Below are 19,239 nucleotides of genomic sequence, written 5' to 3' on the forward strand. Positions count from 1 at the left end.
AAATCTCTACCATTATATTTTTGAACCTAATGATCCATAATATTTATTATGGTGCATAAATTAAACCAAGAGCTTCATGAACTTTTTTCAATGTTTCATCAGCTTTACGCCGCGCCTTCTTAGCCCCTTCTTCCATTACTTGATTTAGAAAAACTTCATCATTTCGGTAATAAGCATAGGAGCTCTGCAATTCTATTAAAAACCCAGATAGTCTATCTACTACCATGTCTTTTAAATCTCTATACATCTTTCCAGAAAACTCTCTTTCTAACATATCTACTGAAATATTGCTGATGGCTGATAAAATATTTAGCAGATTTGAAATACCTGGTTTATTTTGTAAATCATAACGAATAATAGGAGGCTGATCATTATCAGTTAATGATTTTTTGATCTTGGTCACTAAGGACCTCCGATCTTCTAATAAACTAATAATATTATTACAGTTATTATCAGATTTCGACATTTTTTTAGTGGGATCCAGTAAAGACATAATACGACCACCAGACTGAAGAATATATGGTTCTGGTAGTGTAAATATATCACCATATCGCGCATTAAAACGCAAAACTATATTACGACTAAACTCTAAATGCTGTTTTTGATCTTCCCCAACTGGAACTTTTTGAGTCTGATACAAAAGAATATCTGCTGTCATTAACACTGGGTAAGTAAAAAAACCAACATTCATAGTGTCTTTATGAGTAGCTAATTTATCCTTAAACTGTGTCATACGTTGTAGTTCACCAAAATAAGAATAACAGCTAAGGATCCAACCTAATTGTGCATGCGCAGCTACCTGTGACTGCACAAAGATAATACTTATCTCAGGATCTATTCCACAAGCTAAATAAAGTGCTATTGTATCTAATGTAGCTTTACGCAAAGAACTAGGATCTTGTCGGACAGTCATGGCATGTAAATCAACAATACAATAAATACACTCATGGCTATCCTGCATCTTCACCCACTGACTTATTGCACCAATATAATTTCCAATAGTTAGTTGACCCGATGGTTGAGCGCCACTAAACACAATAGATTTTTTCATTGTCTTATCTAACTTAAAAGTAATCTGTAAAGACAGAAACGGTCCTACCTTAACCCAAATGATATATAAAAGATATATATATTATATATATTATATATGTAGTAATAATCTACATATTCTGATAATAATACTGTAATTGCACCAATAATATCGTCTCTACCTTAATTTATTAAAAAAAACTATATATCAATGATTCCCTATTGCATAGTAGTACTCTTAGGTCTAAGAGACTAAATATTATTTACGTCATCAATAAAAATTAACCTTAAGAAACAATATAAATAAATTCATATTCAAATGACTAAAAGAAGTAACTAAAACACAATAATAGAATCACTACCTCTTATAGAAGCAGTGTATTTAATATAAAAATAGAACTAAATTAAATCAATATCATACATTTAATAAATCATTCTGATACTAATCCAACTTTAAATTCCAAAAATAACTTATAATATTCGTTCATTTCATCATTCCTTGATATAATATTCTTTAGAGACATCTAATAATACTACTTAAATTTTACTAAATAAAGAAGTTCAAGTCACCTACATCCTAAATGCAATAATTCCTGATCATCACATCATACACAATTACATTAACTAACGCTGTTTCACACGTATTAAAATTAAGATCATAACATCATGATTATAAAAATTTTTTATTATCTTATCATCTCGTAAGTACAATTTTCTTTCCTTAAAATCTTGATCTTTTTTCTTAAAAATCACAATAGAATATGATTCTAGTGATACTAAAATATAGATATAACGTACTATCTATACTAACTGTATCTCCACTAAATAATGCCATAACTCTCCTTGCTAATTAAATAATTAACGATCTATTAGTAAAAATAGTTATATATAAAAAAACATTTTTATAGTGTAATAAATTATTATAACAAGCCAACCTTTAAAAGGTTAAGTAACATAAATACTATAATAAAGCTTATTTGCTAGAATTTTTAACATCTAAAAAAATAATATTGATTATGAATACAACTCTCTCTTGCTATAAAAATCTTAGTTTACAAAGAAATAATCGTTAGCTATTATCAAATCTTATATTTTAAAAGGTGTAATAAAAATCACTATGACCCTAATCCCAAAAAAAATATTAGTGACGTGCGCTTTGCCATATGCCAATGGCTCTATTCATCTCGGACATATGCTTGAACATATCCAAGCAGACATATGGGTTCGTTTTCAGAAGCTACAAGGAAATGAAGTTCATTTCATCTGTTCTGATGATGCACACGGAACTCCAGTTATGCTAAAAGCGAAAGAAATGGGAATAACGCCAGAAGAAATGATTGCAAATATGAATCAAGAGCATAAGAATGATTTTTCTGATTTTTATATTCACCATGATCATTACTCTTCTACCCATAGCAAGGAAAATCGTGAGTTATCTGAAACGCTCTTTTTGCGCTTGAAAGAGCGTGGATTAATCGTTACTCGTACTATTTCTCAACTTTATGACGAAAAAATTAACATGTTTTTACCAGATCGCTTTGTCCAAGGAACCTGCCCTTACTGTAAAGCACCAAATCAATATGGTGACAATTGCACAGTATGCGCATCAATTTATGCCGCAACAGAGTTACTTAATGTCAAATCAGTCATCTCTGGTATAACTCCTGTTCTTCGTCAATCTAAACACTTCTTTTTTGATTTACCAAAATTTTATCCCCTACTAAAAACCTGGACTTCTTCTGGCACATTGCAAAAGTCAGTTGTCAATAAACTCACAGAATGGTTTAAATCTGGGTTAAAACAATGGGACATATCACGTGATAAACCATATTTTGGTTTTGAAATACCTAACGAACCAGGAAAATATTTTTATGTCTGGCTAGATGCGCCTATAGGATATATATCTACATTCAAAAGCCTATGCAATAAAAATGAAAATATTAATTTTGAAGAATTTTGGAAACAAAAATCTAATACATATCTTTATCATTTTATTGGAAAAGATATCATCTATTTTCACAGTTTATTCTGGCCTGCTATTCTTTCAGGTAGTAACCTCCGCTTACCAACTAAAATTTTTGTGCACGGTTATCTCACAATTAATGGTACAAAAATGTCTAAATCACGTAGCACATTTATCAAAGCTAGGACCTGGCTTAAATACTTAGATGCCGATAGCCTTCGATACTACTATGCTTCTCGACTATCCTCAGGTATTGAAGATATTGATTTAAATCTTGAAGATTTCATGAAGCGTATTAATAGTGATATCGTTAATAAGATTGTAAATCTTGCTTCACGGACTGCTTCTTTTATTAACCAATATTTTGAAAGCAAATTATCGAACAATCTTTTTGACCCAAAAATATATCAAATATTTATTAATACATCTCACAATATTGCTGATTTTTGGCATACTCGTGAGTTTCACCATGCAACACGTAAAATTATAGAATTAGCTGACATTGCTAATCGCTATATTGATACTAAGGCTCCATGGCTTATAGCTAGAGTGAATAGTAAATCTACTGATCTTCAAGATATCTGTTCAATGGGAATCAATTTTTTTCGTATACTAATAACATGCCTTAAGCCAGTCATGCCATCACTAGCTACACGATCTGAATCATTTCTAAATCATAAGTTAACCTGGTCTAACATTGACAAACCACTACTAAACCATCATATATCTATATTTACAACCTTATATGAACGGATTAATATTACTCAAATTCATGACCTGATGGCTTCTTCTTCAGAAGATTCTAATTTAATAAAAAGACAATAGACATTGTAACAAGCCATCAATTCTTTAGAATAACTATATTATTATTCACCTGAATAATTAATTATTTCAGATTATATCTTTAAAATCATCTACTTACATAAAATATCCTTATCTATCTATCCAACAAGCTTCTCCACATCTTCAGACCAATTATGATCTCTTGTTAGTCATTATAATATAGCCAAAAAATAAGAATATATTGACTAATATACATTAGTAGGCTCTATTTCTCTATTATTTTAAATAAAAATCTTATTCCTTTTTTGATAAAAAGGAATTTGTTCCAATAAAAATGAAAAAATTATTCTCATATAATGATACAGTATATTATGATCATATTTTATCATCCCTTCTTACCCATTCTGACCATAGATATAATCTTCTAACTCAATAAAAACTTATTTATTCCCCTTAACTCAAATTCCATTTTGATCTACATGATAGTAAAAACTATCAAATTATTCTTAAATAATAAAAATTCATCATTTAACATAATCAACTTTTAAGAAATTAAAAATTAAAAACTAAATAGAAAAACCCTCGTAAGAAAAGGCAAACATAATAAGTATTAATCATAGAAACATTTTTCTCTTCTTTAGAGAGAAGAATCTAGTGTTAGTTAATCAATATTCATAGGATTAATCATCCTTAAAAATTCATCAATGAACATCAATTTCTCATATGAAAAAGATATATCACAATTAAATCAATTTCTACTATCATATTAAACTAATCTTAATTCTTGCGCTAAAATCAAAATATTTATTAAAAAATACATTCATTAAGCTAATTAATCTTAAACCTAATGAATAAAAAAATTAACGGCGAATAAGAATTTCAAATAATAATTGATAAGGATTTTGCTCATCAGCATATACAACTTTACTAAAGATCACCTTCCATTTTTTTATATTATAGTCCGGAAAATAAATGTTTCCTTCTACTTTTGTATCAATGTGAGTAAGATATAACCGTTCTGCTTTTGGTAACATTTGTTGGTAAATACTGCCACCACCAATAACCATCAACTCTTCTTCTGATCTAATCAGACTCAATGCTTTGTCAATAGTAGAAACCGACCTCACCCCTATAATATCTAATTTTTTTCTACTAACAACAATATTACATCGATCTTTTAGAGGAAAAGCAATAGATTCCCAGGTATAACGCCCCATAAGAACAGTCTTATGTAACGTCATTATTTTAAACCAACTTCGATCAACGGGTACATTCCAAGGAATCTTATTTCCCGCTCCGATTACACGATTACTTGCAATAGCTACAATAATACTAATTATCATACTATCAAATCCAATAATTAGTCCAATATATCACAAAAGAGTTTCTTATCAAAGACGACCTCATTAGATCTCATTTTTATTGAAACCTAATCTAGACTACCTATTTATCTCTAAAAAAAACCAATCTTTCATTAGTTTTAATATCTTCTAATCTGCTTTAGTGTGATTTATAGATATTTCTACATCCTTACCCTTAGTAGATTCTAATTTAACCTATCCTACTACTAATTTAATAATCCAAGCACAGATCAACGAAACAGTATATTTTCGTCCATGAAAATTAAGCTCTATACTTAAACTACAATCTATAATTACTAATATATTACTATATATTAGTTTTATAATAATAAAAGATTACAAAAATCAAATTTAATGCGCATATTCATATAAAAAGAATATCTATATATTAAATAATAATTAAGTTTAAATCATAAAGCGATCAATTTATATGAACATTATATAAAAAACAAAAAATCTTATGTATTTTATCTATAGTATTCTTTAGGAATCAATCTATATCTAAATCAAGAACAACAATAAGTAAACTAGAAATATATAATTAAAGAAATATTACCTATCTTATTAAAGTATTTTAACATAATTTTTATTACTACTATTAATTTAAACTTCAACAAAAACCAATTAGAAATAGTTATTTATAAATTATTAGACAAACTAAATAAATCTATTTTTAAAAAAAATTAAACCTTTATTGATCTTCATTAATGATGAAGTCTTATTAAATATCTTAAACAACTCTGTCTTAAACTCCAATTCTTTCCATCCATTTCTCATCCCTGAGAAATTGAGCTTTAAAAGAAAGAATCCAAAAAAAAATACGAATAATGGTAGAAATAAAATAAAAAATTACATTAATATTACATATGATTCCTAGTCATTTTATTTAAAAATACTTTTATTAATCATAAATTCACAATCTAAATATGAAATTCTGACTAGTTAAAAAACATAAAAATCTTTAAAGATAAATATCTCAACTAAAATTAACATGTCGATAAACTTAAAAAATACCTTAAGGCAAAACGATAAAAATTCTTGACGATATAATTTTTTTATCTAAAATAAATTAATATTTTTTAATACATAACTAAATACGCAAGATCATATTAATGAGATAATTTAATATATTATTAAAATTAAGGGGATATAGCTCAGACGGAAGAGCGCTTGCATGGCATGCAAGAGGCCAGCGGTTCAATTCCGCTTATCTCCACAAAATATAAATCGATATTATATAATACATCGACATATATTCTAATATTCTATCAATATTTTATTATTGACTAAATCTTATTATGTATATATCTAAAGAAGAGAAAAATTCAGATCTTCTAAACTAATTGGAAATTATAACATTATATGTCCTAAAATATCTTTCTATTATTCAATAATATCAAAGATAAATCAGATGCTGCACGAGTATATTACAATATCTAAATGAAGTCTAAATTATTTTATAAACTGACCACTAATAAAAAATCTTCTAGATTAAAAGCATAATTCTTATCTTACGTACTATACATTCTTAACTCAATCAGTTTTAAAATAAAATAATCTATAACAATGCTTACCTATATACAATTTATAGTTTATTGTATTCTAATAGAATACCATATTCACATAGTCAAATTTCAAAAAATATAATACTTACCTCTCCAATAAAATTCTATATATAATCTAAAAAATAAAAAATAAAAAATAAAAAAATATAATTTAAATAAAATAGTCTAAATTCAATAATAAGATTTTAACAATATTCATAGAAGATAAACAAAGTTTAAAAAAAACTTAATATAAAAAAATAAAAAAATATACAAAACAAAATCCACGATTTTAATATCTAAAATATTAGATAATAATTAAAGACATAATTCTAAAAAAAGCTTATGGAATAAGCAAACATAATAACCCATTACATTATTCGTTATCCTAATTTTGGACAAGAAAAACACAGTGAGAAACTAAAGAATCATAATATCTATTTTAAAAAAAATTAGATTGTTATTACATCTAATCAATTTTTAAAGTGTTTTATAGAAAAAACATTTTCTATCAAGATAGAAAAATAAAACTTGTTTAACAAAAGCCATAATATTTAGTAAATAAGAATAAAATTCTTTTATATAATGTATTATACATGCTCTATTAGTCTTATTATTTTAGTATCTTTTCTTATATATTACTTCTGCTCTTACTAAAGCTAGATAATAAAAAGACTATTAAATGAAAAATATTATTCAAAAATTAAAAGAATATAGTAGATATTTCATTATAGTTTTGAAAAACTCATTCTACTTTAATAAAAAATTAGATATATATGTTTTACAATTACAGCCTTCTTTCTTCTCTATTATTAAAAAAATAATAAATTTATCAATCAAAATAATAGTTTCATTCTAGTATTCTCTTACTCTTATCTCATCTCAAAATCTATATCATACAGATAAAATTTAAGATAAAATATGGTAATAGCTTATATGATAAGCAATATTACAACATATCTTCACTTTAAAAATAACCATCTAGATTTAGATTCAATTAATCTATGTTAAATAATTTATCTTTATTCTATCTAAAATCTTGTGATAATATTACAATCCTTTTTAGTTGAAATTATCAATACACATAAACTTTAATAGATAACAATAATTCTTTTCAATAAATCACTGCATCAGACTTAATGTATACTCACAAATATCTAATCTAACTAAATATCTAAGCTCTTAACTAACTGTATAATATAACACTCAACAAGCATTACCTAAGATAAATAAAATATTCAGATCAATATGAAAGTTCATAAATAAATCTTTCACATTCTATAAATCTTACTAGAATAAGATAATGATGAAAATATGATAAAACCAAGAAAAAGTAATATTATCTATCAGATAATCTGATTAAATTACATAGCTATTTAATTGAAAAAATAGCCCAATCAACTTTCTTTTATGTCTAACCATAACACTAATTATATTTGATAATCTAAAAAAAATTATTCTGATTTAATAATCAGTAAATAATATTAATTTTCATGTCTTATGTAAAATTAAGTTATATTTTAACATCTTTTATTCTCTCTTATTCTCTCTTAATAAAAACTTAAATTATAACAATAAATTACTAATCTTATAATAAAATTATAAAAAATATCAAAAGAAAAAATATTTTAGTAAATATCAATTCACTTAATAATAACGATTAAGGACTATCTGATAAGATAATAACATTTTTGAATATCTAAATCTTCATAATACTTATTATTCGAATCTAAATTAAAACAATAATTAACGAAAGTAACGCATTTGCTTCCAGCGGTGATAGAACGACATTCACTGGCAAATACCACCAATTATCCTGAGCAAAATTACGAACTTTAACTGCATCCTTTTCAGTCATAAGCAAAGACTGTTCTCTTGAGACTAGAGAATATAACATTTTTTCAGTATAGAACTGATGATCAGAAAAAGATACTTTCTTGAGTATTATCACTCCTTGCTTTTCCAGTGTATTAAAAAATCTCTGCGGATATCCAATACCAGCCATCGCTACCACATTCTTTAGGCATACAGCTGGAGCACGCTTTCCAGAGCGTAAGTTCACCGCTAAATCAGGTTGTAAAAACATACTGAATTCACCTGGTAAAACTGTACCACCATTAGTTATTTTTGCTGTCACATTACGCAATCGACTTTCTCGTTCACGCATGGGACCCGCTGGAAGCCACCATCCATTACCAAATCGTCTCTCACCATCAATAACTACAATCTCAACATCACGAGCTAGGGCATAGTGCTGTAATCCATCATCACTAATAATTACATCCACTGAAGACTGAATTAATAACGACTCAACTGCATTTCGTCTTACAGGTGATACTACTACTATTGCTTTTGTTCTCTGATAAATTAATATCGCTTCATCTCCAGCTTCGTATGTAGTGGTTTGTGGCCCGACTATCAATGGATTAGATCCTGACTTTCCACCGTAGCCACGAGAAACAACACCAACAGAAAAACCTAAATCTTGTAAAGAAAGAACCAACCAAATAACTAATGGAGTTTTTCCAGTTCCACCGGAAGTTAAATTTCCTACTACTACTATAGGCACAGAAGAACGCCACGCTTTTCTCCAACCTAAAAGATAACTTAAGCGTATGAAATTAGTTATTAATCCATATATTAAGCTTAATGGTAATAATAAGTAGCGAAAAATCCCATATTCACAATAAATAAACTTATTAACCAAATTGCATTTTATAAAGTTGCGCATATACACCAGGTGCAGATAATAAATTGTGATGAGTACCACGCTCCACAATCTCCCCATCTTCAACAACAATGATTTCATCAGCATTCTCAATGCTAGAAAGACGGTGAGCAATTACAAGAGAAGTTCGATTTTTTTGTAACTCTTCTAATGCCGCCTGAATAGAACGCTCAGACTCAGTATCAAGTGCTGAAGTCGCTTCATCTAAAATAAGAATTGGACAATCACGTAACATAGCACGCGCAATAGCAATTCTCTGACGTTGTCCTCCAGAAAGCACTACGCCATTATCTCCAATTAATGTATCAAGCCCATGATCCATTTTACTAATAAACTCCATCGCATGTGCTATAATAGCTGCTCTCTCAATGTCATTTCGACTATATTTCTCTTGACAAGCATAGGCGATATTATTGGCTACTGTATCATTAAATAAATGCACATTTTGTGATACTAGAGCCACCTGGCTACGTAATGAACCTAATCTATACTCACGTAAATCATAACCATCTAAAAAAATATTACCAAACTGAATATCATAAAATCGAGTAAGTAAACTTGCTATTGTTGATTTTCCAGACCCAGAACGACCTACCAAGGCCACAGTTTTTCCTTCTGGAATAGTAAAATTAATATTCTTTAATGCAGGAAATTCTCGACCTGGATAACTAAAAGTCACATTACGAAATTCAATTCTACCAACAACACGCTCTACACTATATTGACCCTGATCTATTTCTTTTTGACTATCAAGAATCGAAAATAAAGTTTGACAAGCCGCCATACCACGCTGAAAATGAGAATTGACATTTGTTAAAGACTTTAAAGGCCTCATTAAACCTATCATTGAAGAAAAAACTACAGTAATGGTTCCAGCAGTCAAAGTCTCTGTTACACTAGGAAAGCTAGCCACAAAAAGAACAAATGCCAATGCCAGTGAAGCAATCAATTGAATAATTGGATCAGAGATAGAAGAAGCAGAAACCATCTTCATACCCTGTTGTCTCATACAATTACTAACACGATTAAAACATTCATTTTCAATGTCCTGACCCCCAAAAATTAATACTTCTTTATGACCTTTTAGCATTTGTTCAGCACTTGTTGTGACCTGACCCATCATATTTTGCATATTTTTACTAATAATACGAAAACGCTTAGACACAGTACGAATAGCCAATGATACCATAGGCGCTAATACAATCAGAATTAAAGACAGCTGCCAACTATAGTAAAACATAAGTATGAACAACCCAATGATTGAGGCCCCTTCACGTACTATCGTAACCAAAGCACTAGAAGAAGAAGAAGCAACATGCTCCGAATCATAAGTAATACGAGATAATAGAGCGCCAGTAGACTGTTGATCAAAAAAAGATACAGGCATGCCCATCATATGATTAAACAAACTACGACGTATCTTCATAACCACATTACCAGAAACCCATGAAATACAATAGCTAGAGATATAGCTAGTTACACCTCGTAATAACATTAAGGCGATAATCACTAAAGGCATCCACGATAATACTTTATGCCCTGTTTTTCCAAAACCATCATCAAGTAAAGGTTTTAACAACGAAAGCATTAAAGTATCACCCACAGCATTAAAGATCAGTGAAATAGAAGCAACAATTAATCCTAATTTATATGGTGTAATGATCGGCCATAACCGATGGAATGTTCTCCAGGTAGAAAAGTTTTGATCTAGATACATAATGTAACCAGTGTTAGTTGAAACAGAACTAATTATTCTAACCAGCATCTCTAGTCATACAAAACTATTTCTGATACTAGCAAGTTATTATTTCTGTTAGGCTAAGGACATAATTAAGGTACAGTTATTTCCTAAACATCTTGCTCCTTACACCCAAAAAAGAAAAGGATAGATCCTTGATCCTTCAAAAATCTTACCGTATTTCTATACACAGGGTCTGATTACAAATACCAGTCTATTAACATAATTACTCCTTCTAACTTCCTATAAAAGGAAGTTATTAGTACTATGGGCATTATAACAAATGAGATAAGTCCTAAAGATTTAAGACATGCTAATATGAATTATATATTTTTTATAGCTATTGTTACGAGATTAAATTAAATTGATAGAACTTTGTATAACTATTTAATCAAATACTAAAACTCACTGCAACATAGCCAATCAATACAGAGATATCAGTAGATAACACAACTTGATTGACGTAATACAAAAACCTATTTTAGGGTAAAAGGTAACATATTAATGCGTATATTAGCACTTGAGACAACAGTAGAAGCCTGTTCAGTTGCACTACTCAATAACAAGAATGAGCGTTTTTATTTTGAACAAAGTTCTGAAAAACATGCACAACGTATTCTTCCATTAATACAGAAACTATTACAACATGAAAAAATTACTTTAAAACAAATAGACGCTATTGCTTTTAGTTGTGGACCTGGTAACTTTACTGGTGTACGTGTTGGAACAAGCATTGCGCAAGGTCTAGCATTAGGTTCTGAAATACCATTAATAGGAATTTCAACTCTTAAAATTATGGCAGAACAAGCTTGGAGGGAACTAGGTGCTCAACGCGTTCTAGTTGCCATGAACGCAAAGCTAGGTGAAATTTATTGGGCAGAATATCAAAGAAACCTTCATGGTTCTTGGCTCGGAAAAGAAACTGAATCTATATTAAATATAGAAACCATATTGAATCGGATAACTAACCTTACTGAAAAATGGATCTGTGTAGGCTCAGAGTGGATACAGCGATCAGAGTTAACACAACTTTCATTAATCAATCTCATAAAAACGACAATTGTTTTACCACATGCAAAAGACATTTTACCGCTAGCTCTGAAAATATTATCAAAAGGTATCCATACTAAAGTAGAAGATGTAGCTCCAACATATTTACGCAGCACTGAGATCTATAATAAAATGATAAGAATTCCTTAATTAAAATAAGCATTCGCATTACTATATCAATCAATATTAATATTACTAATTTTTATCTTAAGATTCAATACAATATATTTTCATATACAAATCTATACCGCCTCTAAAATAAAAACAATATGAACTAACTTTCATATAAACTGAAATATATTATTTTGAAACAAGTATATAAATCCAATATAGAAAATAATTTACTCTATTTTATTTTAAATATCTTCTAGTTAAGAAAAGGGCTATCTCCCAAACATAATTACAGAATTTATTCTTTCAAGTTAGTATAGTTTAGTATGGCAGGGGCGGGGAGACTCGAACTCCCAACTTCCGGTTTTGGAGACCGATGCTCTGCCAATTGAACTACGCCCCTATAACGCAAACAGCTAAATTAATAAACAAAATTTAATCCATTCTAGACACTAAACAATAGAAAGACATTTTACTCTCCTAATACAAATTAGATTGTACTAAAATATGATTATTATCATATCCTTTTTTTGAAAACAGCGTATTAATACTGATATATAATCATATCAAATTAAGTGATATATCTTAGATCTTTAATCTAAGCAAGATCTTTCAATATGAATTGACAATATGATCAATAATTTTATGACCAATCCTTGTATATTGACATAAAATTCATCATGCTCTAATGGTATTAAGAGTACTCTTATCTAGAGAGTAATATGCAAACTGATTTAGTTTATCTTAAATTAAGATAAAATAATATAAAAGTCGTATACCAGATTACATGTAATATATGCTATTAATGTATTTAATATACATACAAACTTAAAAAGAAATCACCTAAATTCTTAGGTATATTCAAATATAATACTAAAATATAATATAATAAATATTATATAAAAATATAAATTAAACCTATTGTTTATTTCTATATCAAAATCATCTAGAAATAAATGTAATTTAGGAAAATGGAAAAAATTCAAAAAAATCTTCCACTTTTGTTAGTAATACATATCCAGATTATCTTAACGCTTAGTTAATATAAGATCATAAACAAAACAATAAGAAATAAAATATTTTTGAACAATAAATAAAAAAGATATCAAAAATCTTAATTTATGTATTGAACCGCTTCTTTAGAAGAAAAATAAAGATTATATAAAACTAAAATATACTATCATCACTATTCATTCTAATAGTCACTATAACTTCTCATATAAAAAATAAACACCTATTAAATACTCATTAACATAGGTAGATGAAACTAATTCTATAAAACAATCTATATACTATAATAAAATGATATTAATATATTTTCACACCCAATACATCTATTGTAGATCTATATAGCATCATATGATAAGTTATGAACTTTTAAAGTTCATAAATAACGAATTATACAACAAAATAATAAATAAATACATCAAAATAATCAGTGCTTTCTATATAATCGATTCTTGTTTAGATACTACTAGAATAGTATAAATTTATTAATATTCTTTTTTCGTAAAATACCGAATAAACTAGAAAATCATACGAAAAACTAATATCTATAGTTAATTATCACTCATCTAATAACTCCTTGTATCTATAGTAAAATTTATTACTTATTAAAAAATCATATATATTTTAATAAAAATCTATAATAATTAAGAAATTTTTATCTCAAATATCATTTCATATCGAATATAAATAGTGTATCTAGTAGTTAGATGAATTAAGGTATTTCTAAGTGAAATTATATTACAAAATAAAAAATAAATACTAAATTATAGCATGATATTCTACTATGATGCATTCACTAATACTTTAAATTAAAAATAACATATTAATTCAATATATTGTATTAAAAAATAACTACTTTTTTTCTCATAATTAACATCATTATATAATCTTAATTAATTACTTATTCTTATATTTATATTATGTAATATAAATTATTTATTATTTAAAATATCAAAATTAAAGTGCAGTTATGCTATATAGCGATTTTAAATAAAAAAACTTAAATAAATTAATTTTTAATATTTTATTATAAAATTATTCTTCCTTTTATTTGTAAATAAAATTAACCAATATAGATCAAGATTTTTCATTATTCTAATTAATATATAATATATTTTACCAATTTTACATATTTTAAAAACAAATAAAATCAATACAATTTGATATATAAATTTTTTTAAAAAAATCCTATAAATAGTAATTTAAATAAAGATTTGATTTATAATTAATCATATTAGTTAAAATCTAAACTATATATGTATTTTATTCCTATTAATTGTATTTCAATTAATACTTGATCAAAATTTTATTTATAAAAAGGAAGTAAAAATGAAATAAAAATAATAGCAAATATTACTTAAGAACCTTTCGGACCAAAATCTAATTTTATAGACAATAGATAAGCTTTGACTATATTTATAGATTAATTATTTTATGTTTAAATGATTAATATAACAATCTTACATAAAATGAACTTCTCTACGAAATTCTAACCTCCGCTCTAAAAAAATTAAAACTATAATGATGTATTATATTATATAATAATATATTATATATTATTCATACGTAATATCTGATAGTAATTTTATATAAAAAATTTAACTAAAATTACAACATCAAATAAATATTGTACATAATCTGCCATTTATCATTTTAAATATAACTTTATCCAAAATTTCACTTATGTAGTATTTCATGATTAAATTGATAGAAGAATATATAAACTCATTATTTTATAATAAAATAATCAACTTTACTGACATTTCGTAAAAATTAGAGTATAACCATTATTTCCAATACCTACTATAATCTTAGTTTAGATTTTACCTCTAAACACAAAAATATAACGTATTACTAATTATGTTCTTGGTGTCCCCAAGGGGATTTGAACCCCTGTTACTGCCGTGAAAGGGCAGTGTCCTAGACCTCTAGACGATGGGGACTCTTTTTATCTTAATTATAGATTTAAAACTTCATTAATATATGATGTACATCATCTATAAATCATCATTATAACTAATAAATAACTAATAATATTATTTATATAATATAATATATGATATTCTATATATTAAACTTATCCTAACAATCTCAAAAAATATAAAAATAAATATCATAATTCATTATAACACTAATCTTCTACTTTATTCAATCATTTTAACACATAGTTAAAAATTAATCTCTTATAATAATTAATTATTTTAGAAAAAAATCATTATTACCATCTAAAAGATTCAATTTACTTCTTGTATTAAAATAATACATAAAATTTTATAAATTCTAACTATATCAGATGTCTTTCTTGATATCAACTTATTACCATAAATAATACATCTAAAAAAATTAAAAAAACTATGTTCTACATACTACATTCGTACCAAACACCCAACTCTAAATCTTCAGCGTCCCAAGGGTCTTAAATCCAAAATCTCTTAAAATAGGTATCAACCTGGTACTCTTAGAAGTAATTTTCATACACAAAGCTACATTCTGAGCTCCTGAAATTGGTATAGATAAACCGTTCTCCAAAAACCACGCAGTACGACGAGCTACAGCCATCGCAGAATCAATAAAAACCGTTCCCTGAGGCAATACTTGTTTCAATTCCATTAAAATAAAAGCAAAATGCGTACATCCTAATACTATCGTATCAGGTAACTCAGACATGGACAGCCATGGTTGTAAAGTCAATCTAATTTTTTCTATTGAAATCGGAAAACCATGCAATTTATTTTCCACTAAATCTACTAACTCCATAGCAGCTAACATTTCAATACGACATTCTCCAGAAAATCGAGATACTAACTGATGCGTATAACTACACTCAATGGTCCCGCGAGTAGCTAGTAAACCAATAATACTATTTCGACTTAATTGTACAGCAGGCTTTATTGCGGGAACTACTCCGACAACTGGAAATAAAAAACGAGAACGTATGGAAGGTAAAGTCACAATACTAGCCGAATTGCATGCAATCACGACCAAAGCTATAGAATATATATTGGTTATTGCTAAAACAATAGATAAAATACGATCAATAATAAACTGTTCTGATTTTTCACCATAAGGAAACCCCATATTATCAAAAAAATAAATATAGTGCAGATTTGGAAGTAATATACGAATTTCGTTATAAATAGATAGACCACCTACCCCGGAATCTAATATTAAAACGGTCGAACCTTCTTTAAAAGAAGGTATTTGATCTTGTTTCATAATATGTAACCAAAAATATTCTTATGAATCACCTCCTAATATTATGCATGATATTCATCATGTACCTCTAACCTAAAACAAGAAAAAAGAATAAATCAACTTGTCTACATTCGCTCAGAATCAAAGGATTCTCATTACCGAATCTAACAAACATTGCTCACGATGAAAAGTACCGCTATTGCATATTCTATTAAGATCATCATATAATTCATATAATTTATTATAAAGATATTAATCTTATATATTTATATTAAGATAAAACTATTTACATCTAACATCTTTCAACAATTCTAAACACACAAAACAAAACAATAAAAAATCGTAATAAATACCAAAACATTAAAAAAATTTTAATACACGAAATCTTCATACTACATATTCACTATATTACATTACTTAGCAAGATTATTCTTTATATAGAGAAATTAATTATTCAAAATTTATAAAAATGGTTTCTATATTCACTATATCCTGAACCAAATAATCTAATACAAAATCTATCATAATTAAAATAGATATTCACCTATTGAATAATAAAAAATAAAATAACCCATAATAAGATCTTATTAATGGAATTAATAAATCAAAAGATTACTTATCACACGCTTTGAAATTTAATTCAAATTAAAAATTTATATAATAATAAAACAATAACATCTAAACTAGATATAAATAAACTAATTAAAAAATCAAGATTACAGATTTAACAAGATGTTATCTATTAAATATTGAACTTGTATATCGCTACCCAGTTTTTAAAACAAAATATATACAATTCAGTATATAATAACCAGACTCTAAACTTCCAGAATGCACAATATATCAACTCATATACCACAAATCATTCATATAAATTAAATTATATCAATTCACGCTTAACTTATAGAAATACGTCAAATCCCAAATAACATTCTAAATTTAATTAGAAGACTTATTAAAATATAGGGATTACACTATTAAAATTTTTCTTTAACTCCATTGTTTTATATGGATAAAAAATTAGATAGATAAAATTTAATTACATTATACTATCTATAATCACAATAACATTCTTTAAAAAAAATAAATATTCAAAAAAATATATTAAATATAAAATTTTGTACCTATTTCAATTGAAATAAATATTATCAAAAAATCTATTTTATCTCTTAAATATACAAAATATTTTTATAAATATAATTAAAACAAAGTAAAAATAACCAATAAAAATATAACACAATAAATTTGTACTCTAATACCCCTTATTATTCCGAGATAATTTTACAAATATTTGATCATTAAAATTATTCGTATGATCCAAATCCAAAACACTATGTACTTGTTACCAACAATCTTAAAATATATTAAAAATAATATGATATTTTACTACTTATTTCCACGTAAACAATCTAAATAAAAAATAAAATAACACAACTAACATAAAATTAATTACATAATACATATTATATATTATATATTTAATTCTCTATTCAACTTGTGTCTAATATCAACACTCATGCTAATCTATAGAAATAATTCTATCTCTCGACAAAAGACGAATCTTCTTCTGACACAAAATTGATATAAATAAATCTTCCTGTGACTATTTAAAGAATAAATAATAGCTAATACACATATATTCAAAAGTATTACCCAATACAACTGAATATTATTCATATCTTATGTAATCTGTCTTTCTATAATTTTTTGAAAAATAGAATTTATCATTACTCTAGCAATGCACTAAACTTATTGCTATGTCTAAAAAAACTAACAAAAATATAGACGTCAAATTTATATATGAATACAAAAATCTATATATTAATAAACATATATATTCTAATAAAACTAAAATCCTTATTTATTAATATATTAATATTAACACAAATAATTTATATAAATTATATATTAATATCAATCTGATGCATTCAGTCAATTAGATTATTCGATGAATAGAATGTATAACAATAAGAAACTCTGTCTAAAATATCTTCTTGATAAAAGAGATATCAACAATATCTAAATTAAACCTAATATAGGAAAATGATATAAATATATATTTAGATCATATAATCCAATTGAAAAGATATTTTAGTTAAAAAAACTAACTTTTATATCATAAAAAATGATATTATATACTATCAATTAGTATAGTGATATTTTATAAATAAAATATCTACACCGTCATATCATGATACATACTAATTATTCTCAATTAAATATATAAAATCACTTGTACTCTATAGATAATTAGAAGGTAATTATAAAGTTTATAACAAAACTAACGTTTTTTTAAAACAGACAAACTTCAGGCCAGATCTATATAATATCTAATGATAGAATCATAATATCTTTTAATCTTACATAAATATATAACACTATTCTTTGATTTTCTATAAAAAATAAACAAACTAACTATAAGTCACATCTAGTACATTAATTAAGATATGATACATATCATATATATCTATTATATATGTACTATATATTATGTATCTTTTCAAGATCACTAAACTGTAATGAAAAGTAAAATCTATCAAAAAAATGGTGCATCCAGGAGGATTCGAACCTCCGACCGCTCGGTTCGTAGCCGAGTACTCTATCCAACTGAGCTATGGATGCGAAATGGCGGTGAGACGGGGATTCGAACCCCGGATGCAATTTTCATTACATACTCCCTTAGCAGGGGAGTGCCTTTAGCCACTCGGCCATCTCACCATTTTTATATC

General features: G+C 26.6%; 6 protein-coding genes, 5 tRNA genes and 1 pseudogene. 3 read left to right on the forward strand and 9 right to left on the reverse strand.

All coding sequences use genetic code 11. The features are described 5' to 3' along the window. Positions 1-46 precede the first annotated feature (46 nt). Complete coding sequence (trpS, locus tag HACICURT3053_RS02825; RefSeq protein ID WP_157992207.1) at positions 47-1,051, reverse strand: tryptophan--tRNA ligase; 1,005 nt, start codon at positions 1,049-1,051, stop codon at positions 47-49. A 1,095-nt stretch (positions 1,052-2,146) separates the two neighbouring features. On the opposite strand from trpS, the pseudogene metG reads away from it, so the two are divergent. Further along, a pseudogene (gene metG, locus HACICURT3053_RS02830) lies at positions 2,147-3,796 on the forward strand (methionine--tRNA ligase); the annotation flags it as partial. Between the two features lie 839 nt (positions 3,797-4,635). Here the strand turns inward: metG and folA are convergent. Further along, positions 4,636-5,115, reverse strand: coding sequence for a type 3 dihydrofolate reductase (folA, locus tag HACICURT3053_RS02835; RefSeq protein ID WP_232037564.1), 480 nt, complete (start codon positions 5,113-5,115; stop codon positions 4,636-4,638). A 1,164-nt stretch (positions 5,116-6,279) separates the two neighbouring features. Here folA and HACICURT3053_RS02840 point away from each other — a divergent pair. Beyond that, positions 6,280-6,352: transfer RNA gene (locus tag HACICURT3053_RS02840), tRNA-Ala, on the forward strand. Between the two features lie 2,057 nt (positions 6,353-8,409). Here HACICURT3053_RS02840 and lpxK read toward each other — a convergent pair. Together lpxK and msbA are read right to left on the reverse strand one after the other, a co-directional pair. Next, a complete protein-coding gene (gene lpxK / locus HACICURT3053_RS02845) occupies positions 8,410-9,411 on the reverse strand; it encodes a tetraacyldisaccharide 4'-kinase (protein WP_157992210.1) in 1,002 nt (333 codons plus the stop codon). Next, complete coding sequence (gene msbA, locus HACICURT3053_RS02850) at positions 9,380-11,125, reverse strand: lipid A ABC transporter ATP-binding protein/permease MsbA (RefSeq protein ID WP_157992211.1); 1,746 nt, start codon at positions 11,123-11,125, stop codon at positions 9,380-9,382. The genes lpxK and msbA overlap by 32 nt, the downstream gene beginning before the upstream one ends. A 525-nt stretch (positions 11,126-11,650) precedes the next feature. Between msbA and tsaB the strand changes: the two genes are divergently transcribed. Next, the gene (tsaB, locus tag HACICURT3053_RS02855) at positions 11,651-12,346 is read left to right on the forward strand and encodes a tRNA (adenosine(37)-N6)-threonylcarbamoyltransferase complex dimerization subunit type 1 TsaB (protein ID WP_157992212.1); all 696 of its coding nucleotides are present in this window, start codon (positions 11,651-11,653) and stop codon (positions 12,344-12,346) included. A 288-nt stretch (positions 12,347-12,634) separates the two neighbouring features. Here tsaB and HACICURT3053_RS02860 read toward each other — a convergent pair. The 5 genes from HACICURT3053_RS02860 to HACICURT3053_RS02880 all read right to left on the reverse strand — a co-directional run bounded on the left by HACICURT3053_RS02860 (position 12,635) and on the right by HACICURT3053_RS02880 (position 19,228). Further along, a tRNA-Trp gene (locus HACICURT3053_RS02860) sits at positions 12,635-12,710 on the reverse strand. A gap of 2,472 nt (positions 12,711-15,182) precedes the next feature. Then, a tRNA-Glu gene (locus HACICURT3053_RS02865) sits at positions 15,183-15,258 on the reverse strand. Between the two features lie 448 nt (positions 15,259-15,706). Then, positions 15,707-16,531, reverse strand: coding sequence for a glutamate racemase (gene murI / locus HACICURT3053_RS02870; protein ID WP_157992213.1), 825 nt, complete (start codon positions 16,529-16,531; stop codon positions 15,707-15,709). A 2,524-nt stretch (positions 16,532-19,055) separates the two neighbouring features. Continuing rightward, positions 19,056-19,132: transfer RNA gene (locus HACICURT3053_RS02875), tRNA-Arg, on the reverse strand. A gap of 4 nt (positions 19,133-19,136) precedes the next feature. Next, positions 19,137-19,228, reverse strand: a tRNA-Ser gene (locus HACICURT3053_RS02880). Positions 19,229-19,239 lie beyond the last annotated feature (11 nt).

Origin of the sequence: Candidatus Erwinia haradaeae (genome assembly GCF_900698855.1) — a bacterium.
In the GTDB taxonomy this organism is placed as follows: Bacteria; Pseudomonadota; Gammaproteobacteria; order Enterobacterales; family Enterobacteriaceae; genus Erwinia_E; species Erwinia_E haradaeae_F.

What these genes read in the sequence shown, in the direction of transcription:
- trpS (WP_157992207.1), bottom strand. Translation starts at nt 1,051, where the DNA reads ATGAAAAAATCTATTGTGTTTAGTGGCGCTCAACCATCGGGTCAACTA.
- lpxK (WP_157992210.1), bottom strand. Translation starts at nt 9,411, where the DNA reads ATGCGCAACTTTATAAAATGCAATTTGGTTAATAAGTTTATTTATTGT.
- msbA (WP_157992211.1), bottom strand. Translation starts at nt 11,125, where the DNA reads ATGTATCTAGATCAAAACTTTTCTACCTGGAGAACATTCCATCGGTTA.
- tsaB (WP_157992212.1), top strand. Translation starts at nt 11,651, where the DNA reads ATGCGTATATTAGCACTTGAGACAACAGTAGAAGCCTGTTCAGTTGCA.
- murI (WP_157992213.1), bottom strand. Translation starts at nt 16,531, where the DNA reads ATGAAACAAGATCAAATACCTTCTTTTAAAGAAGGTTCGACCGTTTTA.